This is a genomic window from Escherichia sp. MOD1-EC7003 (genome assembly GCF_002965065.1).
Lineage (GTDB): Bacteria > Pseudomonadota > Gammaproteobacteria > Enterobacterales > Enterobacteriaceae > Escherichia.
In genome coordinates this window covers 44634-64362 of sequence record NZ_PTRE01000069.1, presented here as the reverse complement: position 1 = coordinate 64362, position 19729 = coordinate 44634, and the positions used below count along the sequence as shown (strand labels likewise).

Annotated in this window: 20 protein-coding genes and 1 pseudogene; 11 read left to right on the top strand and 10 right to left on the bottom strand. The window is 49.8% G+C overall.

The window, feature by feature from the left end; genetic code table 11:
- Nucleotides 1-61 precede the first annotated feature (61 nt).
- A pseudogene (locus A7090_RS13375) lies at nucleotides 62-517 on the bottom strand (LysR family transcriptional regulator); the annotation flags it as partial.
- A gap of 106 nt (nucleotides 518-623) precedes the next feature.
- Here A7090_RS13375 and A7090_RS13370 point away from each other — a divergent pair.
- On the top strand, nucleotides 624-1877 hold the full coding sequence (locus tag A7090_RS13370) for an MFS transporter (RefSeq protein WP_105274391.1): 1254 nt from the start codon (nucleotides 624-626) through the stop codon (nucleotides 1875-1877).
- Between the two features lie 50 nt (nucleotides 1878-1927).
- Here the strand turns inward: A7090_RS13370 and A7090_RS27280 are convergent, their stop codons facing one another.
- A complete protein-coding gene (locus A7090_RS27280) occupies nucleotides 1928-2032 on the bottom strand; it encodes a KPN_01571 family protein (protein ID WP_446718725.1) in 105 nt (34 codons plus the stop codon).
- A 269-nt stretch (nucleotides 2033-2301) separates the two neighbouring features.
- Between A7090_RS27280 and asr the strand changes: the two genes are divergently transcribed.
- The 3 genes from asr (at nucleotide 2302) to A7090_RS13355 (ending at nucleotide 3707) form a co-directional block, all read left to right on the top strand.
- Nucleotides 2302-2610, top strand: coding sequence for an acid resistance repetitive basic protein Asr (gene asr / locus A7090_RS13365; RefSeq protein WP_206748393.1), 309 nt, complete (start codon nucleotides 2302-2304; stop codon nucleotides 2608-2610).
- A 92-nt stretch (nucleotides 2611-2702) separates the two neighbouring features.
- Nucleotides 2703-2786 carry a hypothetical protein gene (locus A7090_RS13360; RefSeq protein WP_000233090.1) on the top strand — a complete coding sequence of 28 codons (84 nt, stop codon included), beginning with the start codon at nucleotides 2703-2705 and terminating at the stop codon, nucleotides 2784-2786.
- Between the two features lie 99 nt (nucleotides 2787-2885).
- The gene (locus A7090_RS13355) at nucleotides 2886-3707 is read left to right on the top strand and encodes a trypsin-like serine peptidase (RefSeq protein WP_105274389.1); all 822 of its coding nucleotides are present in this window, start codon (nucleotides 2886-2888) and stop codon (nucleotides 3705-3707) included.
- Between the two features lie 38 nt (nucleotides 3708-3745).
- Here A7090_RS13355 and mdtI read toward each other — a convergent pair whose 3' ends face one another.
- The 5 genes from mdtI to pntA form a co-directional block, all read right to left on the bottom strand.
- Nucleotides 3746-4075, bottom strand: a complete 330-nt coding sequence (mdtI, locus tag A7090_RS13350; protein ID WP_105274388.1) for a multidrug/spermidine efflux SMR transporter subunit MdtI — start codon at nucleotides 4073-4075, stop codon at nucleotides 3746-3748.
- Nucleotides 4062-4427, bottom strand: coding sequence for a multidrug/spermidine efflux SMR transporter subunit MdtJ (mdtJ, locus tag A7090_RS13345; protein ID WP_105274387.1), 366 nt, complete (start codon nucleotides 4425-4427; stop codon nucleotides 4062-4064). The genes mdtI and mdtJ overlap by 14 nt, the downstream gene beginning before the upstream one ends.
- A gap of 106 nt (nucleotides 4428-4533) precedes the next feature.
- Nucleotides 4534-4704 carry a protein YdgV gene (locus tag A7090_RS27275; RefSeq protein WP_001303517.1) on the bottom strand — a complete coding sequence of 57 codons (171 nt, stop codon included), beginning with the start codon at nucleotides 4702-4704 and terminating at the stop codon, nucleotides 4534-4536.
- A 173-nt stretch (nucleotides 4705-4877) separates the two neighbouring features.
- Nucleotides 4878-6266 carry a Re/Si-specific NAD(P)(+) transhydrogenase subunit beta gene (gene pntB, locus A7090_RS13335; RefSeq protein ID WP_065226980.1) on the bottom strand — a complete coding sequence of 463 codons (1389 nt, stop codon included), beginning with the start codon at nucleotides 6264-6266 and terminating at the stop codon, nucleotides 4878-4880.
- Nucleotides 6267-6276: 10 nt separating this feature from the next.
- Nucleotides 6277-7809, bottom strand: coding sequence for a Re/Si-specific NAD(P)(+) transhydrogenase subunit alpha (gene pntA, locus A7090_RS13330; protein WP_105274386.1), 1533 nt, complete (start codon nucleotides 7807-7809; stop codon nucleotides 6277-6279).
- A gap of 523 nt (nucleotides 7810-8332) precedes the next feature.
- Between pntA and ydgH the strand changes: the two genes are divergently transcribed.
- The 3 genes from ydgH (at nucleotide 8333) to folM (ending at nucleotide 11603) form a co-directional block, all read left to right on the top strand.
- Nucleotides 8333-9277: a DUF1471 family protein YdgH gene (gene ydgH, locus A7090_RS13325; RefSeq protein ID WP_105274385.1), complete on the top strand. Its 945-nt coding sequence runs from the start codon at nucleotides 8333-8335 to the stop codon at nucleotides 9275-9277.
- A gap of 185 nt (nucleotides 9278-9462) precedes the next feature.
- A complete protein-coding gene (locus A7090_RS13315) occupies nucleotides 9463-10845 on the top strand; it encodes an amino acid permease (protein WP_105274384.1) in 1383 nt (460 codons plus the stop codon).
- A gap of 35 nt (nucleotides 10846-10880) precedes the next feature.
- Nucleotides 10881-11603 (top strand): dihydromonapterin reductase, encoded by a 723-nt coding sequence (folM, locus tag A7090_RS13310; RefSeq protein WP_105274383.1) that lies wholly within the window; start codon nucleotides 10881-10883, stop codon nucleotides 11601-11603.
- Here folM and A7090_RS13305 read toward each other — a convergent pair.
- On the bottom strand, nucleotides 11600-11935 hold the full coding sequence (locus tag A7090_RS13305) for a GlpM family protein (RefSeq protein ID WP_105274382.1): 336 nt from the start codon (nucleotides 11933-11935) through the stop codon (nucleotides 11600-11602). The two genes, folM and A7090_RS13305, sit on opposite strands and share 4 nt — an antisense overlap.
- 128 nt (nucleotides 11936-12063) lie before the next feature.
- Here A7090_RS13305 and rstA point away from each other — a divergent pair, with 128 nt between their 5' ends.
- From rstA to tus, 3 genes are all read left to right on the top strand, one after another.
- Complete coding sequence (rstA, locus tag A7090_RS13300; RefSeq protein ID WP_105274381.1) at nucleotides 12064-12783, top strand: two-component system response regulator RstA; 720 nt, start codon at nucleotides 12064-12066, stop codon at nucleotides 12781-12783.
- A 3-nt stretch (nucleotides 12784-12786) separates the two neighbouring features.
- Nucleotides 12787-14088 carry a two-component system sensor histidine kinase RstB gene (rstB, locus tag A7090_RS13295; RefSeq protein ID WP_105274380.1) on the top strand — a complete coding sequence of 434 codons (1302 nt, stop codon included), beginning with the start codon at nucleotides 12787-12789 and terminating at the stop codon, nucleotides 14086-14088.
- Nucleotides 14089-14164: 76 nt separating this feature from the next.
- A complete protein-coding gene (gene tus / locus A7090_RS13290; protein ID WP_105274379.1) occupies nucleotides 14165-15094 on the top strand; it encodes a DNA replication terminus site-binding protein in 930 nt (309 codons plus the stop codon).
- Here tus and fumC read toward each other — a convergent pair.
- Both fumC and fumB read right to left on the bottom strand, forming a co-directional pair.
- A complete protein-coding gene (gene fumC / locus A7090_RS13285) occupies nucleotides 15091-16494 on the bottom strand; it encodes a class II fumarate hydratase (RefSeq protein WP_105274378.1) in 1404 nt (467 codons plus the stop codon). The two genes, tus and fumC, sit on opposite strands and share 4 nt — an antisense overlap.
- A gap of 142 nt (nucleotides 16495-16636) precedes the next feature.
- Nucleotides 16637-18283: a class I fumarate hydratase gene (fumB, locus tag A7090_RS13280; protein ID WP_105274377.1), complete on the bottom strand. Its 1647-nt coding sequence runs from the start codon at nucleotides 18281-18283 to the stop codon at nucleotides 16637-16639.
- Between the two features lie 198 nt (nucleotides 18284-18481).
- Between fumB and manA the strand changes: the two genes are divergently transcribed.
- Nucleotides 18482-19657 carry a mannose-6-phosphate isomerase gene (manA, locus tag A7090_RS13275; RefSeq protein WP_105274376.1) on the top strand — a complete coding sequence of 392 codons (1176 nt, stop codon included), beginning with the start codon at nucleotides 18482-18484 and terminating at the stop codon, nucleotides 19655-19657.
- The last annotated feature ends 72 nt before the right edge of the window (nucleotides 19658-19729 follow it).

The window sequence follows — 19729 nt, the reverse complement described above, 5'->3', positions numbered from 1 at the left end:
ATGTTGGGTGGAGCGGACAATCCAAATGGTGAATTACTGTCTTATATCATTGGCGCTGACACGTGTTACGCAGCAATCCCATATCCAGCGTCCCTTCAATGAGCGGAGCAATTTGCTCGCGAGTGTTCATTTCGCGGGTTTGTAAATGAACATCGGGATAATCACGGCGAAACAGCGATAACGTATCGGACACAGCCCGAATAAAAGGAGCGGATGAAGTAAAACTAATACGCAACTCCCCCGCTTCCCCCTGATGCAGTCGTTCAGCGCGAGCAGCAGCGTCATCCACCAGAGAAAGGATTTGCCGACTATCTGCAAGGAACTGTGTTCCTGCTGCTGTCAGCAATACACTACGATTGGTTCGTGCCAGCAGTCGGGCACCAATTTGTTGCTCCAGCGCCTGAATCTGCTGACTTAGCGGCGGTTGCGAAATGTTCAGGCGGGCAGCCGCGCGCCCGAAATGTAGCTCCTCCGCAACAGCAACAAAGTAACGGAGATGACGAAGCTCAATATTCATATTTAAAACATCTTATTTGAGATTATTAATATATTAGACAGAACAATTCGATTTTCCTACCCTATGCATACGCCTGATCCACAGGCATATTTAGCAAGGATTTCAAGTGAGCCGTACTACAACTGTTGATGGCGCTCCGGCAAGCGACACTGACAAGCAAAGCATTTCTCAGCCAAATCAATTTATTAAACGCGGTACGCCGCAATTTATGCGCGTCACCCTGGCGCTGTTCTCTGCCGGACTGGCAACCTTCGCACTTCTCTATTGTGTGCAACCTATCCTTCCGGTTCTTTCGCAGGAGTTTGGCTTAACACCCGCGAACAGTAGTATTTCACTGTCCATTTCCACGGCGATGTTGGCTATCGGTTTGCTGTTTACTGGCCCGCTATCCGATGCCATTGGTCGCAAACCAGTGATGGTAACGGCGCTTCTGTTGGCTTCCATTTGTACGTTACTTTCGACAATGATGACCAGCTGGCACGGCATTTTGATTATGCGCGCCTTGATTGGACTTTCGTTAAGTGGCGTGGCAGCTGTTGGCATGACTTATCTTAGCGAGGAGATCCACCCCAGTTTTGTGGCCTTTTCGATGGGGTTGTATATCAGCGGCAACTCAATTGGCGGCATGAGCGGACGCTTAATAAGCGGTGTCTTCACGGACTTTTTCAACTGGCGAATTGCACTGGCGGCAATCGGCTGTTTCGCCCTGGCCTCTGCGTTGATGTTCTGGAGGATACTCCCGGAATCACGCCATTTTCGCCCGACTTCGCTGCGGCCTAAGACGTTGTTTATCAACTTTCGTCTGCACTGGCGTGACCGGGGATTACCGTTATTGTTCGCAGAAGGTTTTTTGCTAATGGGGGCGTTCGTCACGCTGTTTAATTACATCGGCTATCGCTTGATGCTCTCCCCCTGGCATGTCAGTCAGACCGTGGTTGGCCTATTATCGCTGGCTTACTTAACCGGTACATGGAGCTCCCCTAAAGCCGGAACCATGACCACCCGCTATGGGCGCGGTCCGGTGATGTTGTTTTCGACGGGGGTTATGCTGTTTGGTTTACTGATGACTTTATTCAGCTCACTGTGGCTGATCTTTGCCGGAATGTTGCTCTTCTCAGCCGGATTCTTCGCAGCCCACTCAGTCGCCAGCAGCTGGATCGGTCCTCGTGCAAAACGCGCCAAAGGCCAGGCCTCCTCGCTGTATCTGTTCAGTTACTATCTGGGGTCGAGTATTGCCGGGACGCTGGGTGGTATTTTCTGGCATAACTATGGCTGGAACGGCGTCGGCGCATTTATTGCTTTGATGCTGGTTATTGCTCTGTTGGTCGGGACGCGTTTGCATCGTCGTCTGCACGTCTGAAAAATAAGTCCGGATCGGGGTAAATATCCCCGTCCGGACTTATTGCCTGCTCAAACCAACGTTAATAGCCATCCTAAAATAGACGAAGCGCCAGCCAATTCCCGCAGCGCGTCTAGCATCATCAGGATTATAAATACCCAAATAAACGGATTCATTTTGCTGTGTGTCATTTATTACTGATGCGCAGTGATTCTACTGCTTTGTAAGTAGTAAAATAGTTAATCCGCGCAAGACTACTATTATTGGTAGCTAAATTTTCCTTAAGTCACAATACGTTATTATCAATGTTGTAATTTTTCAGCGTTTGTACATATCGTTACACGCTGAAACCAACCACTCACGGAAATCTGCCATACCCCGGGATATAGTTATTTCAACGGCCCCGCAGTGGGGTTAAATGAAAAAACAAATTGAGGGTATGACAATGAAAAAAGTATTAGCTCTGGTTGTTGCCGCTGCTATGGGTCTGTCTTCTGCCGCCTTTGCTGCAGAGACTGCGACCACACCTGCTCCGACTGCGACGACCACCAAAGCAGCACCTGCGAAAACTACACATCATAAAAAACAGCATAAAGCAGCACCTGCCCAGAAAGCGCAGGCGGCTAAAAAGCATCATAAAAATGCGAAACCTGAACAGAAAGCCCCTGAACAAAAAGCCCAGGCAGCGAAGAAACACGCCAAGAAACACAGCCATCAGCAACCGGCAAAACCTGCTGCACAACCCGCAGCGTAAGTTTTCAACAGTAATGCTGGCGCGCCCCCTCGCGCCTGAAAATTACGGTGCTAAGCGGGTAACGTTTAGCACCGCCTTTAGCGGAGGGTAGTATGGTGGGCCGTTATCGCTTTGAGTTCATTCTTATCATCCTTATTTTATGCGCACTGATTGCCGCCCGTTTTTATCTTTCCTGATCGTAGTTATCTGATTTTACTCCCACTTTCATCCCGTCCCGTCTATAGTATTTATGAGGGTTTGCTTTTAATAATCATAATTACCCACCAGAGTGTGATATGCGTACAACCATTGCTGTAGTGTTGGGTGCAATTAGTTTGACGTCTGCTTTTGTGTTTGCAGATAAACCAGACGTTGCCAAATCGGCAAATGATGAGGTCAGCACCCTGTTTTTTGGTCATGATGATCGTGTGCCAGTGAATGACACGACCCAATCACCGTGGGATGCGGTTGGACAACTGGAAACGGCCAGCGGCAATTTATGTACGGCGACGCTGATAGCACCCAATCTGGCATTAACAGCAGGACACTGTTTATTGACGCCGCCAAAGGGTAAAGCGGATAAAGCGGTGGCGCTACGTTTTGTGTCGAATAAAGGTCTTTGGCGCTATGAGATCCACGACATAGAAGGCCGCGTTGATCCGACACTGGGAAAGAGGTTAAAGGCAGATGGGGATGGCTGGATAGTTCCTCCCGCAGCAGCGCCGTGGGACTTCGGTTTGATTGTGCTACGTAATCCCCCTTCTGGCATTACACCGTTACCGTTATTTGAGGGAGATAAAGCCGCGCTTACCGCCGCATTAAAAGCGGCAGGTCGTAAAGTGACTCAGGCGGGATACCCTGAAGATCATCTCGATACGTTGTACAGTCATCAAAACTGTATAGTGACTGGCTGGGCGCAAACGTCAGTGATGTCACATCAGTGCGATACCTTGCCGGGTGACAGCGGTTCGCCTCTGATGTTACATACCGATGACGGCTGGCAGTTAATTGGGGTGCAAAGTTCGGCTCCTGCTGCGAAAGATCGCTGGCGCGCCGATAACCGGGCCATTTCTGTGACCGGTTTTCGCGACAGGCTGGATCAACTGTCGCAAAAATAATGTTCATACGCTGCCCGCCAACGCGGGCAGCGTGTTCATCAGGCAAGTTTCACCATGATCATTCCAGCCAACAGCAAGACCAGGCCAATCCAGCCTTTGCGATTTAACCGTTGACCAAACAAGATCCAACCTGCAGCTAACGTGGCGGCAATACCAAATCCCCCCCACAATGCATAAGCGACAGACAAGTCGATCCCTTTAACGGCCTGAGAAAGCGCACTAAAGGCAGCCAGTACCGCCGTCAGGGAGAGCAAGCCATAGATTTTGCGACGAAAGCCGTCAGAAAATTTCAAAAAGACGTTAGCAACGATTTCCAGCACGATGGCCAATGCCAGCCAGGCAGCGTGAACCCATTCAAACTGCGCCATGGTTCACCTCCAGTTCAGATTTACGCGCTTTACGAGTACCTGATTTGATCAACACAATCCCAGCCACCAGGGTCGTTAACCCGGCAATTTTCATCAGCGATAAACTTTCATCGAATAACAAAACGCTAAACAAGGTTATAAATAGAATACCGATACCTTCCCATAGCGCATAAGCTACGCCTAAGGCGATTTTTTTAACGGCGAAAGAGAGAAATATATACGACAGAGAAATCATCACCAGCATTAAAATAAAACCGCCGTTTCCCTCACTGACGCTCGCCCATTTCATTGACAGCGTACCGGTAATTTCCGTAGCAATAGCCAGACCTAATAAAATCCAATAAATATACATCGTCCTTCTCCTGCAAGAGAATTATTTTAATTTTCGCTCAATTCAGCGAAACCAAAGTAAAGTGGTCAAGCCCCGCGCATAGCGCAAGTTTAGGCAGAAGAAAGGACTAAAGCGCGTTGCGCCAGTGCTGCTCACCTACGAGCAAGATAGTGGATGAGGTGCGAAGATGGGTAAATGTAGAAAATAACGTCCTGAACAAATTGTCCATAATATTACAATTATCCGCAGTGTTGCTTCTCGTCATCGCGGATGATAATTGTCCTCGGTAGTTGAACACGCTTGATTTGTATCATAGCTTAAGAATTAACTCAAAATATTTTCACTTCTTTACCTGGGGGGTTTAACTTTCGTTATGATGATGGAGCGAAAAAGACATTATTATTAGCAAAAGAAAAAACGGGGATAAGCGACCTCAATAAAGAGTGACGGCCTCCGCAGAGGCCGTCAGGGTTACAGAGCTTTCAGGATTGCATCCACGCTGGCTTTGGCGTCACCAAACAGCATGTGGGTGTTTTCCTTAAAGAACAGCGGGTTTTGCACGCCCGCATAGCCAGTGTTCATCGAACGTTTAAAGACGATCACGTTCTGCGCTTTCCACACTTCCAGTACAGGCATACCAGCAATCGGACTCTTCGGATCATCCTGCGCCGCCGGGTTAACCGTATCGTTAGCACCAATCACCAGTACGGTATCGGTATCAGCAAAGTCATCGTTGATCTCGTCCATTTCCAGCACGATGTCATACGGTACTTTTGCTTCAGCCAACAATACGTTCATATGCCCAGGCAAACGCCCCGCAACCGGGTGGATACCGAAACGCACGTTGATACCACGAGCGCGCAGTTTCTCGGTGATTTCAGCGACAGGATATTGCGCCTGTGCGACTGCCATGCCGTACCCCGGCGTAATGATCACTGAATGGGAGTTTTTCAGCAACTCTGCCGTCTCTTCTGCGGTGATTTCGCGATGTTCGCCCACTTCCTGATCATCGCCAGTAGAAGAGCCGTCGGTGCCGAAGCCACCCGCAATAACGCTGATAAAGGAACGGTTCATCGCCTTACACATAATGTAAGAAAGGATAGCCCCTGAAGAACCAACCAGCGCACCGGTCACAATCAGCAGGTCGTTGCTGAGCATAAAGCCCGCAGCCGCTGCCGCCCAACCAGAGTATGAGTTCAGCATCGACACCACCACTGGCATATCTGCACCACCGATGGAGGCGACTAAATGCCAGCCGAATACCAACGCAATGGCGGTCATTATCAGCAATGCCAGCACTTGCAGGCCTACGCTGTCCGTACGAACAAATACAATCAGCAACAGGAAAGAAATAACCAGAGCCGCAAGGTTCATTTTGTGACGGTTTGGCAGCATCAACGGTTTAGACGAAATCTTGCCACACAGTTTGCCGAACGCCACCACCGACCCCGTGAACGTTACCGCCCCAATGAAGATACCGAGGAACACTTCCGTCAGGTGAATATTGACCAGAATCGGTGCCATTCCCGCGTCATGATGCAGATAGCTGTTAAAACCAACCAGCACTGCTGCCAGACCCACGAAGCTATGCAAGATTGCCACCAGTTCTGGCATTTCGGTCATTTCAACCTTCTTCGCCAGACGGATACCAATTGCCCCACCGATGACCATCGCCAGCAAGATCCAGCCAACATTACCCGTATCCGGTCCAAAGATGGTTGCGATTAACGCAATCGCCATCCCGGCAATACCGAAGTTGTTCCCCTGGCGAGACGTTTCATGTTTCGAAAGCCCGGCCAGACTGAAGATAAACAGGATCGCGGCAACAATGTATGCAGCTGTAACTAATCCTCCAGACATATGTTACCCCTTAATTTTTGCGGAACATTTTCAGCATGCGCTGAGTCACGGTAAAACCACCGAAAATATTAATGCTGGCTATAAGCACCGCGATAAAACTAAGGAAGCTAACCCAGCCACCCTGGCCAATCTGCAACAGTGCTCCGACAACAATAATCCCTGAAATCGCGTTGGTGACCGACATCAACGGCGTATGCAGCGCGTGCGATACATTCCACACTACGTAATAACCGACTACGCACGCCAGCGCGAAAACGGTGAAGTGCCCAAGGAACTCTTTCGGTGCAACATTTGCCAGCCAGCCGAAAAGGATAATTGCCAGCGCCATCAAGGCGTATTTACGCCACGGCGAACATGCACATTTTTCCTCGTTTTTAACTTCAGGTGCTGCTTTCTGCGCTGCCTGCGGCTGGGCTGAAACCTGAATCGGCGGCGCCGGCCAGGTAATTTCGCCCGCACGTATCACTGTCACGCCGCGAATCACCACATCATCAAAATCAACCGTGATGTTGCCGTCTTTCTCTTTGCACAACAGTTTCAGCAGATTAACGAGGTTGGTGCCATAAAGCTGTGAGGATTGCGTCGGCAGACGCCCTGGGAGATCGGTATAACCAATCACTTTGACGCCATTTTCCGTAGTGAAGATTTCACCTGGCACGGTGTATTCACAGTTGCCGCCGTTTTGGGCAGCCAGGTCAACAATCACACTGCCCGACTTCATGGAGTCAACCATTTCACGGGTAATTAGCTTCGGCGCCGGTTTGCCTGGAATAAGCGCGGTGGTGACAATGATATCGACCTCTTTTGCCTGCGCGGCAAAAAGCGCCATTTCCGCTTTGATGAAGGCGTCCGACATCACTTTGGCATAGCCATCGCCGCTGCCCGCTTCCTCTTTAAAATCCAGCTCGAGGAATTCCGCGCCCATACTTTGAACTTGTTCTTTCACTTCCGGGCGAGTGTCGAATGCACGCACTATCGCGCCGAGACTGTTTGCTGCGCCTATGGCGGCCAGCCCCGCAACACCCGCACCAATCACCATCACTTTTGCCGGTGGCACTTTCCCTGCGGCAGTGATTTGCCCGGTAAAGAAGCGCCCAAACTCATGTGCCGCCTCAACAATTGCGCGATAACCAGCGATGTTCGCCATCGAACTTAGTGCGTCCAGCGATTGTGCGCGTGAGATACGCGGCACAGCGTCCATCGCCATCACGGTCACATTACGTTCCGCAAGTTTCTGCATTAATTCCGGGTGCTGTGCAGGCCAGATAAAACTCACCAGCGTTGTCCCAGGATTCAGTAACGCAATTTCATCATCTAACGGCGCATTGACCTTTAGAATGATCTCTGACTGCCAGACGTTATTCCCTTCAACAATTTCAGCGCCCGCTTGCAAAAACGCTTTATCGTCAAAACTTGCCAGTTGACCCGCGCCGCTCTCTACCGCGACGGTAAAACCCAGTTTCAGCAACTGTTCCACTGTTTTTGGCGTTGCTGAAACACGGGTTTCATTGGTTAACCGTTCTCTTGGTATGCCAATTCGCATGATATTCCCTTCCATCGGTTTTATTGATGATGGTTTGCCTGTGTCAGGACCCACACAAGCCGCTCATGTACGAGCTAAATGTTACTCCGTTCAAATAAATTAGTAACAAACGCCCTATAACGTACTGAAAATCATGCCTGTGATCTAGCGCTAAAAATCAGTATTTTGGCGTGAACTCGCAAAATATTAACGATTCAGCTGTGATAGAGGGATAAACACCTTAGAACATCAGATAAAGACTGATAATTGTCTTCGGCGGTCGGGTAAAACGTGATATCGCCCCGGCACGGATCACGACTTAACATTAAATTAACTAATACTATTCAGCTGCTTCAGTAATATTGATGCTGGTACGACTGTTTTTTAAGCATAGACGGTCATTTGAGCAGGATTAAAATTGGCTTAAGGAATGTGATATGAAAAATGACGCAGACAGTTACACCGTTTAAATGCAATAATCGGCCACGTTTCTCGTTAATAACAATACCAGTACCTGGTTTGCGCAAGGCGAAGGATTATTTTTATGAAGCTTAAGAACACCCTCCTGGCGTCGGCACTGCTTTCTGCTACGGCATTCTCCGTTAACGCAGCAACAGAACTGACACCGGAGCAAGCGGCAGCGGTTAAACCTTTTGACCGTGTAGTGGTTACCGGTCGTTTTAATGCTATTGGCGAAGCGGTGAAAGCCGTTTCTCGTCGCGCTGATAAAGAAGGTGCTGCCTCTTTTTATGTTGTCGACACGTCTGATTTTGGGAACAGCGGTAACTGGCGTGTGGTCGCTGACCTCTATAAAGCCGATGCTGAAAAGGCAGAAACTGAAAAGAATCGTGTCTTCAATGGGGTAATTGAACTGCCTAAAGACCAGGCGGTTTTGATCGAACCGTATGACACCGTTACCATTCAGGGCTTCTTCCGCAGCCAACCAGAAGTGAACGATGCCATCACCAAAGCGGCAAAAGCGAAAGGTGCCTACTCTTACTACATTGTTCGTCAAATCGATGCCAACCAGGGCGGCAACCAGCGTATTACCGCATTCATCTACAAACAAGATGCTAAAAAACGCATCGTCCAGAGCTCGGATGTGATCCCGGCAGATTCTGATGCTGGTCGCGCGGCACTGGCTGCCGGTGGAGAAGCTGCGAAAAAAGTTGAGATCCCAGGCGTTGCGACAACTGCATCACCAAGTTCTGAAGTCGGTCGTTTCTTTGAAACCCAGTCATCAAAAGGCGGGCGTTACACTGTCACGCTTCCTGACGGCACTAAAATCGAAGAACTGAACAAAGCAACAGCAGCGATGATGGTTCCGTTCGACAGCATCAAATTCTCTGGCAACTACGGCAACATGACTGAAGTCTCCTATCAGGCTGCAAAACACGCCGCGAAGAAAGGTGCTAAGTATTACCACATCACCCGCCAGTGGCAGGAACGTGGTAATAACCTGACCGTCAGCGCAGATCTGTATAAATAACTATTCAGTTACTACTATAAGGCGGCTTGATGCCGCCTTTCGCATTTTTAGTCACAAATTTCCCCGCGACCATTGCATGCAGACACATCTCTTCGTAAAATCCCGCGCTTCAGTGGCAAACTCCATTTTTATGCGTTTTGCCCTAATATTTATTCTTCTTATCACGTTTTAATCACTGGATATCGATGGAAAAGAAACTGGGACTGAGCGCACTCACCGCGCTGGTATTAAGCTCAATGCTGGGTGCAGGTGTTTTCAGTCTGCCGCAAAATATGGCGGCAGTTGCCAGCCCGGCAGCACTGCTCATCGGCTGGGGCATTACTGGCGCTGGCATTTTATTGCTGGCCTTTGCCATGCTGATCCTCACGCGCATTCGTCCCGAACTTGACGGCGGTATCTTTACCTATGCCCGCGAAGGGTTTGGCGAGCTAATCGGTTTTTGCTCCGCATGGGGGTACTGGCTGTGCGCGGTCATCGCCAACGTCTCCTATCTGGTGATCGTTTTTTCCGCATTAAGCTTTTTTACGGACACGCCGGAATTGCGTCTGTTTGGCGATGGCAATACCTGGCAATCGATCGTCGGTGCCTCGGCTTTATTGTGGATTGTTCACTTTTTGATCCTGCGTGGGGTGCAAACCGCTGCCAGCATTAATCTGGTCGCGACACTGGCAAAATTGTTGCCGCTGGGTCTGTTTATTGTGCTGGCGATAATGATGTTCAAACTGGACACCTTCAAGCTCGACTTCACCGGACTTGCACTTGGCGTCCCGGTGTGGGAACAGGTGAAAAACACTATGCTTATCACCCTGTGGGTGTTCATTGGTGTGGAAGGTGCCGTGGTTGTTTCTGCACGAGCGCGTAATAAACGTGATGTTGGCAAAGCGACACTTCTGGCTGTTCTCTCCGCTCTGGGCGTTTACTTACTGGTAACGCTGCTTTCGCTGGGCGTGGTGGCACGTCCTGAACTGGCTGAAATTCGTAACCCGTCAATGGCCGGTCTGATGGTGGAAATGATGGGACCGTGGGGTGAAATCATCATCGCTGCCGGTTTGATCGTTTCCGTTTGCGGCGCGTACTTAAGCTGGACCATCATGGCGGCAGAAGTTCCATTTCTGGCCGCCACCCATAAAGCATTCCCGCGCATTTTTGCACGCCAGAACGCACAAGCTGCGCCATCTGCCTCGCTGTGGCTGACCAACATCTGCGTGCAAATTTGTCTGGTACTCATCTGGCTGACCGGTTCCGATTACAACACGTTGCTGACCATCGCCTCAGAAATGATTCTGGTGCCCTATTTCCTGGTCGGCGCGTTCTTGCTGAAAATCGCAACCCGTTCACTGCATAAAGCGGTAGGTGTCGGTGCCTGCATTTATGGCTTATGGTTATTGTACGCCTCTGGCCCAATGCACTTGCTGTTATCCGTTGTTCTGTATGCGCCGGGGCTACTGGTTTTCCTGTACGCGCGTAAAACGCATACACATGATAATGTACTGAACCGTCAGGAAATGGTGCTGATTGGTATGCTGTTAATTGCCTCAGTTCCGGCGACCTGGATGCTGGTGGGATAACGTTCATCCCATCGTTGATAGCTAAGGAGATAACGATGGGTAAAACCCAGCCCTTGCCAATATTAATTACTGGTGGAGGTCGTCGCATCGGCCTCGCCCTCGCCTGGCATTTCATTAATCAAAAGCAACCGGTGATTGTCAGCTATCGGACGCACTATCCTGCCATTGATAGGCTGATTCAGGCGGGGGCGCAGTGTATTCAAGCTGATTTTTCGACCAACGACGGAGTGATGGCGTTTGCGGATGAAGTACTAAAAAGTACCCATGGTCTGCGTGCTATTTTGCATAACGCCAGTACGTGGATGGCGGAAAAACCGGGTGCGCCACTGACCGACGTGCTGGCCTGCATGATGCAGATCCACGTTAACACCCCTTACCTGCTCAACCATACGCTGGAAAGATTACTGCGTGGGCACGGACACGCTGCCAGCGATATCATTCACTTTACCGATTATGTGGTGGAGCGCGGTAGCGACAAACATATTGCCTATGCTGCAAGTAAAGCGGCACTGGATAATATGACTCGCTCATTTGCCCGCAAACTGGCACCGGAAGTGAAAGTGAATTCTATTGCGCCATCGCTGATCCTGTTTAATGAGCATGATGATGCCGAATATCGTCAACAGGCGCTGAATAAATCACTGATGAAAACTGCACCTGGTGAGAAAGAAGTGATCGACCTGGTCGATTACTTACTTACCAGCTGCTTTGTCACCGGACGCAGTTTCCCACTTGATGGCGGTCGTCATCTGCGTTAATGCAGCTTAATCCAGCATATAATCAACACCCATGCGCTTAATCCCCAACACACCACAGAACCGACAAAAGCAGCGGGCAAGCGCATTATTCCGGTGAAATACCACAGCGACGCCAGGTAAACAAAATAGGGAATAATCGACCACATACTAAAAATGATGGTTGCACGTAAGGCTTCAATGCCGCGTTCGCTGGCAACAATATAATGCGCGATGAGCGCAAAAGTCGGGAAAAGCGGAATCAGCCCGGCGATATAATAATTTTTCGTTTTTGCTAAAACACCAATCAACAGCACTACCAGCGCACCGAGCGCGGCTTTGATTACCAGCCCCATCTTTTTACCTTAACACTTCCATAACAAGTCATCAGTAGAATACCTGATGAAAACTTGTTTAGAAACGATTGATAGTAAGTAAAAACAGCTCGGTGTATTGTGACGTTTTTATATCTACCGTGAATAATATGAACACTATCGTATTTGTGGAAGATGATGCGGAAGTCGGTTCACTGATTGCCGCGTACCTGGCAAAACATGATATGCAGGTTACCGTGGAACCGCGCGGCGACCGGGCCGAAGAAACCATTCTGCGAGAAAATCCGGATTTGGTGTTACTCGACATCATGCTACCAGGCAAGGACGGCATGACCATTTGTCGTGATTTACGCGCAAAGTGGTCCGGACCGATTGTTCTTCTAACCTCTCTCGATAGCGATATGAATCACATCCTGGCACTGGAAATGGGTGCCTGCGACTATATTCTCAAAACGACCCCCCCTGCTGTATTGTTAGCGCGCTTACGTTTGCATTTGCGTCAGAATGAGCAAGTCACACTGACCAAAGGTCTTCAGGAAACGACGCTGACCCCTTACAAAGCCCTGCATTTCGGCACGTTGACCATCGATCCCGTCAACCGCGTAGTCACTCTGGCGAATACTGAAATCTCGCTATCGACAGCTGATTTCGAATTATTGTGGGAATTAGCTACCCATGCCGGGCAAATCATGGACCGCGATGCATTGCTGAAAAATTTACGCGGCGTCAGTTATGACGGATTGGATCGTAGCGTGGATGTAGCCATCTCGAGATTAAGAAAAAAACTGCTCGATAACGCTGCCGAACCTTATCGCATTAAAACTGTGCGTAATAAAGGTTATCTTTTTGCGCCTCATGCGTGGGAATAAGCGATGAAAAAACTGTTTATTCAGTTTTATCTTTTGCTGTTTGTATGCTTTCTGGTGATGTCTCTGCTGGTTGGGCTGGTGTATAAATTTACCGCCGAACGCGCGGGCAAACAGTCGCTGGATGATTTGATGAACAGTTCGCTGTATCTGATGCGCAGCGAATTGCGTGAGATCCCCCCACACGACTGGGGAAAAACGCTGAAAGAGATGGATCTAAATCTCTCTTTCGATCTACGTGTCGAGCCGCTGAGTAAATATCATCTTGATGATATTTCCATGCTCCGGTTGCGTGGCGGCGAAATTGTCGCCCTGGACGATCAGTACACTTTTTTGCAACGTATCCCACGTAGCCACTACGTGCTGGCAGTGGGTCCTGTTCCTTATCTTTATTACCTCCATCAGATGCGATTGCTGGATATCGCCCTGATCGCTTTTATTGCTATCTCCCTCGCCCTTCCGGTGTTTATCTGGATGCGTCCGCACTGGCAGGATATGTTAAAACTGGAAGCTGCGGCGCAACGATTTGGCGATGGGCATCTCAATGAACGTATCCACTTTGATGAGGATTCGAGCTTTGAACGACTTGGCGTCGCGTTTAACCAGATGGCAGACAATATCAACGCCTTGATTGCCAGCAAAAAACAGCTTATTGACGGTATCGCTCACGAACTTCGAACGCCTTTAGTGCGCCTGCGTTATCGACTGGAGATGAGCGATAACCTGAGCGCCGCCGAATCCCAGGCGTTGAATCGCGATATCAGTCAACTTGAAGCGTTAATTGAAGAGCTGCTGACTTATGCCCGACTCGATCGCCCACAAAATGAGCTTCATCTTAGCGAACCAGACCTGCCGTTATGGCTGTCAACGCATCTGGCAGATATTCAGGCAGTCACGCCCGATAAAACGGTACGGATAAAAACGCTCGTGCGAGGTCATTATGCGGCGTTGGATATGCGCTTAATGGAGCGCGTGCTGGATAATTTGCTCAATAACGCCCTGCGCTACTGCCATTCAACGGTTGAAACCAGCCTGCTACTGTCGGGGAATAGAGCGACATTAATTGTTGAGGATGATGGCCCAGGGATTGCCCCTGAAAATCGCGAACATATCTTTGAACCTTTTGTTCGCCTCGATCCCAGCCGGGATCGCTCAACCGGCGGCTGTGGACTGGGGCTGGCGATTGTCCACTCCATAGCACTAGCAATGGGGGGGACGGTTAATTGTCACACCAGCGAATTGGGAGGTGCCCGCTTCTCGTTTAGCTGGCCGTTATGGCATAACATCCCGCAATTTACCTCTGTCTGACACCTGGCGCACGGTGGTCAAGTTGTTGTCACTGTGCTATAAAATAAGTATGTTGTAACTAAAGTGGTTAATTATTATGACTCGTTACGATCTCGTAGACCGACTCAACACGACCTTTCGCCAGATGGAACAAGAGCTGGCTGCATTTGCCGCAGATCTTGAACAACACAAGCTATTAGTTGCCCGCGTGTTCTCTTTGCCGGAGGTGAAAAAAGAGGATGAACATAACCCGCTTAATCGTATTGAGGTAAGGCAACATCTCGGCAAAGAGGCGCAGGAACTGGCGATACGTCATTTCCGCCATTTGTTTATTCAGCAACAGTCTGAAAATCGCAGCAGCAAAGCCGCTGTCCGTCTGCCAGGTGTGTTGTGTTACCAGGTTGATAACCTTTCGCAAGCGGCGTTGGTCTGTCATATTCAGCGCATCAATCAACTCAAGACCACTTTCGAACATATCGTCACGGTTGAGTCAGAACGCCCCACAGCGGCGCGTTTTGAATGGGTGCATCGTCATTTGCCGGGCCTAATCACCCTTAATGCTTACCGAACGCTCACTGTTCTGCACGACCCCGCCACTTTACGTTTTGGTTGGGCGAATAAACATATCATTAAGAATTTGCATCGTGATGAAGTCCTGGCACAGCTGGAAAAAAGCCTGAAATCCCCACGCAGTGTCGCTCCATGGACGCGCGAGGAGTGGCAAAGAAAACTGGAGCGTGAGTATCAGGATATTGCGGCCCTGCCGCAGAACGCGAAATTAAAAATCAAACGTCCGGTTAAGGTGCAGCCGATTGCCCGCGTCTGGTACAAAGGAGATCAAAAACAAGTACAACACGCCTGCCCTACGCCGCTTATTGCGCTGATTAATCGGGATAATGGCGCGAGCGTGCCGGACGTTGGCGAGTTGTTAAATTACGATGCCGACAATGTGCAGCACCGTTATAAACCACAGGCGCAACCGCTTCGTTTAATCATTCCACGGTTACACCTGTATGTTGCAGATTAACGCCCGGCTTTCATACTGCCGACCATCTGTTCTGGCCGTACCCAACTGTCAAACTCAGCTTCGCTAAGATAACCCAACGCAAGGGCTGCGGCCTTTAAGGTCAGCCCTTCTTTATGCGCTTTTTTGGCGATCCCGGCGGCTTTGTCATAGCCAATATGAGTATTGAGTGCCGTCACCAGCATCAGTGATTCATTGAGTAATTGATTGATTCGCTCACGATTCGGTTCAATTCCCACTGCGCAGTGTTTATTGAAACTTTCCATGCCATCTGCCAGTAAGCGCACTGATTGCAGGAAATTGTGGATCACCATCGGACGGAAGACATTCAGTTCAAAGTTTCCGGAAGCGCCCCCCATGTTGATTGCCACGTCGTTCCCCATCACCTGACAGCAGAGCATGGTTAATGCTTCACACTGGGTTGGATTCACTTTCCCCGGCATGATAGAGCTGCCCGGCTCGTTTTCCGGGATTGAGATTTCACCCATTCCGCAGCGCGGGCCGGAAGCCAGCCAGCGGACGTCATTAGCAATTTTCATCAGTGACGCAGCCAACCCTTTCAACGCGCCGTGCGCCTGCACCAGGGCATCACAGGTCGCCAGCGCTTCAAATTTGTTCGGCGCGGTAACAAACGGTGCACAGGTAATGACTGCCAGTTCATCTGCCACGCGACGCGCATACTCCGGATGGGTATTTAATCCAGTCCCCACAGCTGTACCGCCCAAAGCCAGTTCAGCTACGTGAGGCAGGCTGTATTCGATATGTTTGAGATTATGCTCCAGCATCGCTACCCAGCCGGAAATCTCCTGCCCCAGTGTTAGCGGCGTGGCATCCTGCAAGTGGGTACGACCAATTTTGACGATATCGGCAAATGCACGGGATTTCTCATTCAGAGTTTGTGTCAGGGTTTTAAGTTGTGGAATGAGTTGCTTGCGTAGCGCCAGCAGCGCCGCAACGTGCATCGCCGTCGGAAAGACATCATTGGAACTTTGGCTTTTGTTCACATCGTCGTTAGGATGAACTTTACGTTCCATCCCGCGCACACCACCGAGTAGTTCACTGGCCCGGTTAGCCAGCACTTCGTTCATGTTCATGTTACTTTGCGTGCCGGAACCGGTCTGCCAGATAGCCAGCGGGAATTCATCGTCATGCTGTCCCGCCAGTACTTCATCCACCGCCTGACGAATGGCGATCGCTTTCTCTTCAGACAACAAGCCTAAATCTTCATTAACTTTTGCCGCTGCGCGCTTGGTTAGCGCCAGCGCATGAATCAGTGAGGCAGGCATTTTCTCCGTCGAAATGCGGAAATGCTCCAGCGAGCGTTGAGTTTGTGCGCCCCACAGCTTATCTGCCGGGACATCAATCGTCCCCATCGAATCTTTTTCGCTGCGTACTGTATTCATGGCCTGCTCCTCACCTGATTAATTTTTTCTTTCTGTTTTGCTTACGTTAAGCAACTTTTAGCTCACTTATTATTTACTATTTGATAACAAATGTTTGGTCTTTTGTGCCATGTAAAAAAGCCGCCCCGAAGGACGGCTCAGTTTATTTCACACAGCGGATACACTGCGTAAGTTGTATCTGCTGGAAGAAGTCATTTCCTTTATCATCCACAAGGATAAACGCCGGGAAATCTTCCACTTCGATTTTCCAGATGGCTTCCATTCCCAGTTCCGGATATTCAACACATTCCAGACTCTTAATACTTCCCTGCGCCAGCACTGCCGCAGGACCGCCGATACTGCCGAGGTAAAAGCCACCGTGTTTTTTACAGGCATCCGTCACCTGCTGGCTGCGGTTGCCTTTCGCCAGCATAATCATACTGCCGCCCTGTGCTTGCAGTTGATCGACATAAGAATCCATCCGCCCGGCGGTCGTTGGGCCAAGAGAACCAGAGGCATAACCTTCCGGCGTTTTGGCCGGACCCGCGTAGTAAATCGGATGATCTTTAATGTACTGCGGTAGCCCTTCACCGTTATCCATTCGCTCTTTCAGTTTGGCGTGGGCAATATCACGACCGACGATAATCGTGCCGTTAAGCGATAAGCGTGTAGAAACGGGATACTGCGACAACTGCGCGAGGATCTCTTTCATCGAACGGTTAAGGTCAACGCGAACCGCTTCGCCTTCGCCCGCTTTGCGCAGCTCTTCCGGGATATATTTTCCCGGATTATGTTCCAGTTTTTCGATCCAGATCCCCTGACGGTTGATCTTCGCTTTGATATTACGGTCAGCAGAACAGGAGACGCCCATTCCGACCGGGCAGGATGCGCCGTGACGTGGCAGACGTATCACCCGGATGTCGTGAGCGAAGTATTTACCACCAAACTGCGCACCCAGACCGAGATTTTGCGCTTCGATCAGCAATTCTTTTTCCAGTTCCACATCGCGGAAGGCCTGACCGTGTTCATTCCCTTCCGTTGGCAGTTCGTCATAGTATTTTGCGGAAGCCAGTTTTACCGTTTTAAGGTTAGTTTCCGCAGACGTACCACCAATAACGAACGCAATGTGATACGGAGGGCACGCCGCCGTACCCAGCGTACGCATTTTCTCAACCAGGTAATTTTTCAGTTTTCCCGGCGTCAGTAACGCTTTGGTTTCCTGATAGAGATACGTCTTGTTTGCCGAACCGCCACCTTTGGCGATACAGAGGAATTTGTATTCGTCACCCTCAACGGCATAAAGATCGATCTGCGCTGGCAGATTGGTGCCGGTATTCACCTCTTTATACATATCCAGCGGCGCGTTTTGCGAGTAGCGCAGATTATCTTCGATATAGGTGTTATAGACACCACGCGCCAGCGCCGCTTCATCGCCACCACCGGTCCATACACGCTGCCCTTTTTTACCAACAATAATCGCGGTGCCGGTATCCTGACAGGTTGGCAAAACACCTTTTGCCGCGATGTCGGAGTTACGCAGGAATTGCAGCGCCACATATTTATCGTTTTCGCTGGCTTCCGGGTCACGCAGAATATCGGCCACCTGTTGTTGGTGAGCCGGACGCAGCATAAATGACGCATCATGAAACGCCTGACGCGCCAGAAGAGTTAACGCTTCAGGCGCGACTTTCAAAATCTCCTGCCCTTCAAATTCAGAAACACTAACGTGTTCGCTGGTTAGCAGATAATACTCGGTATCGTCTTTCTTGAGTGGAAAAGGAGCCTGATAATGAAAGGGTTTGTTTGACATTGTTCTCTCACTTACTGCCTGGTTTGGTTATGTTCTGGGCGGGTGTTCCGTTGCCCTGTTAAAAGCGAGTAACAATATCCTACACACTTTTTTAACAAAAACTGAGACTAGTACGACTTTTTGCGGCTCCAGGTTACTTCCCGTTGGATTCTTGCTTTAATAGCGGGATTAATTTCCACATTTAAACAGGGATTGATCATGCAAAAACTCATTAACTCAGTGCAAAACTATGCCTGGGGCAGCAAAACGGCGTTGACTGAACTTTATGGTATGGAAAATTCGTCCAGTCAGCCGATGGCTGAGCTGTGGATGGGCGCACATCCGAAAAGCAGTTCACGTGTGCAGAATGCCGCCGGAGATATCGTTTCACTGCGTGATGTGATTGAGAGTGATAAATCGACTCTGCTCGGAGAAGCCGTTGCCAAACGCTTTGGCGAACTGCCTTTCCTGTTCAAAGTATTATGCGCAGCACAGCCGCTCTCCATTCAGGTTCATCCAAACAAACGCAATTCTGAAATCGGTTTTGCCAAAGAAAATGCCGCAGGTATTCCGATGGATGCCGCCGAGCGTAACTATAAAGATCCTAACCACAAGCCAGAGCTGGTTTTTGCTCTGACGCCTTTCCTCGCGATGAACGCGTTTCGTGAGTTTTCCGAGATTGTCTCCCTGCTCCAGCTGGTCGCAGGTGCACATCCGGCGATTGATCACTTTTTACAACAGCCTAATGCCGAACGTTTAAGCGAACTGTTCGCCAGCCTGTTGAATATGCAGGGTGAAGAAAAATCCCGCGCACTGGCGATTTTAAAATCGGCGCTCGACAGCCAGCAGGGTGAACCGTGGCAAACAATTCGTTTAATTTCTGAATTTTACCCGGAAGACAGCGGTCTGTTCTCCCCGCTGTTGCTGAATGTGGTGAAATTGAATCCTGGCGAAGCGATGTTCCTGTTCGCAGAAACACCGCACGCTTACCTGCAAGGTGTGGCGCTGGAAGTGATGGCGAACTCCGATAACGTGCTGCGTGCGGGTCTGACGCCTAAATACATTGATATTCCGGAACTGGTTGCCAACGTGAAGTTCGAAGCCAAACCGGCTAACCAGTTGTTGACCCAGCCGGTGAAACAAGGTGCAGAACTGGACTTCCCGATTCCGGTGGACGATTTTGCCTTCTCGCTGCATGACCTTAGTGATAAAGAAACCCCCATCAGCCAGCAGAGCGCCGCCATTCTGTTCTGCGTTGAAGGCGAAGCGACCCTGTGTAAAGGCTCTCAGCATTTACAGCTTAAACCGGGTGAATCTGCGTTTATTGCCGCCAACGAGTCACCGGTGACCGTCAAAGGCCACGGACGTTTGGCCCGTGTTTACAACAAGCTGTAAGAGCTTACTGAAAAAATTAACATCTCTTGCTAAGCTTATTAAAGGCTTATAACACCTTCAGGCGGCCAGTCC

What these genes read in the sequence shown, in the direction of transcription:
- A7090_RS27280 (WP_446718725.1), bottom strand. Translation starts at nt 2,032, where the DNA reads ATGAATCCGTTTATTTGGGTATTTATAATCCTGATGATGCTAGACGCG.
- asr (WP_206748393.1), top strand. Translation starts at nt 2,302, where the DNA reads ATGAAAAAAGTATTAGCTCTGGTTGTTGCCGCTGCTATGGGTCTGTCT.
- A7090_RS13360 (WP_000233090.1), top strand. Translation starts at nt 2,703, where the DNA reads ATGGTGGGCCGTTATCGCTTTGAGTTCATTCTTATCATCCTTATTTTA.
- A7090_RS13355 (WP_105274389.1), top strand. Translation starts at nt 2,886, where the DNA reads ATGCGTACAACCATTGCTGTAGTGTTGGGTGCAATTAGTTTGACGTCT.
- mdtI (WP_105274388.1), bottom strand. Translation starts at nt 4,075, where the DNA reads ATGGCGCAGTTTGAATGGGTTCACGCTGCCTGGCTGGCATTGGCCATC.
- mdtJ (WP_105274387.1), bottom strand. Translation starts at nt 4,427, where the DNA reads ATGTATATTTATTGGATTTTATTAGGTCTGGCTATTGCTACGGAAATT.
- pntB (WP_065226980.1), bottom strand. Translation starts at nt 6,266, where the DNA reads ATGTCTGGAGGATTAGTTACAGCTGCATACATTGTTGCCGCGATCCTG.
- pntA (WP_105274386.1), bottom strand. Translation starts at nt 7,809, where the DNA reads ATGCGAATTGGCATACCAAGAGAACGGTTAACCAATGAAACCCGTGTT.
- ydgH (WP_105274385.1), top strand. Translation starts at nt 8,333, where the DNA reads ATGAAGCTTAAGAACACCCTCCTGGCGTCGGCACTGCTTTCTGCTACG.
- A7090_RS13315 (WP_105274384.1), top strand. Translation starts at nt 9,463, where the DNA reads ATGGAAAAGAAACTGGGACTGAGCGCACTCACCGCGCTGGTATTAAGC.
- folM (WP_105274383.1), top strand. Translation starts at nt 10,881, where the DNA reads ATGGGTAAAACCCAGCCCTTGCCAATATTAATTACTGGTGGAGGTCGT.
- A7090_RS13305 (WP_105274382.1), bottom strand. Translation starts at nt 11,935, where the DNA reads ATGGGGCTGGTAATCAAAGCCGCGCTCGGTGCGCTGGTAGTGCTGTTG.
- rstA (WP_105274381.1), top strand. Translation starts at nt 12,064, where the DNA reads ATGAACACTATCGTATTTGTGGAAGATGATGCGGAAGTCGGTTCACTG.
- rstB (WP_105274380.1), top strand. Translation starts at nt 12,787, where the DNA reads ATGAAAAAACTGTTTATTCAGTTTTATCTTTTGCTGTTTGTATGCTTT.
- tus (WP_105274379.1), top strand. Translation starts at nt 14,165, where the DNA reads ATGACTCGTTACGATCTCGTAGACCGACTCAACACGACCTTTCGCCAG.
- fumC (WP_105274378.1), bottom strand. Translation starts at nt 16,494, where the DNA reads ATGAATACAGTACGCAGCGAAAAAGATTCGATGGGGACGATTGATGTC.
- fumB (WP_105274377.1), bottom strand. Translation starts at nt 18,283, where the DNA reads ATGTCAAACAAACCCTTTCATTATCAGGCTCCTTTTCCACTCAAGAAA.
- manA (WP_105274376.1), top strand. Translation starts at nt 18,482, where the DNA reads ATGCAAAAACTCATTAACTCAGTGCAAAACTATGCCTGGGGCAGCAAA.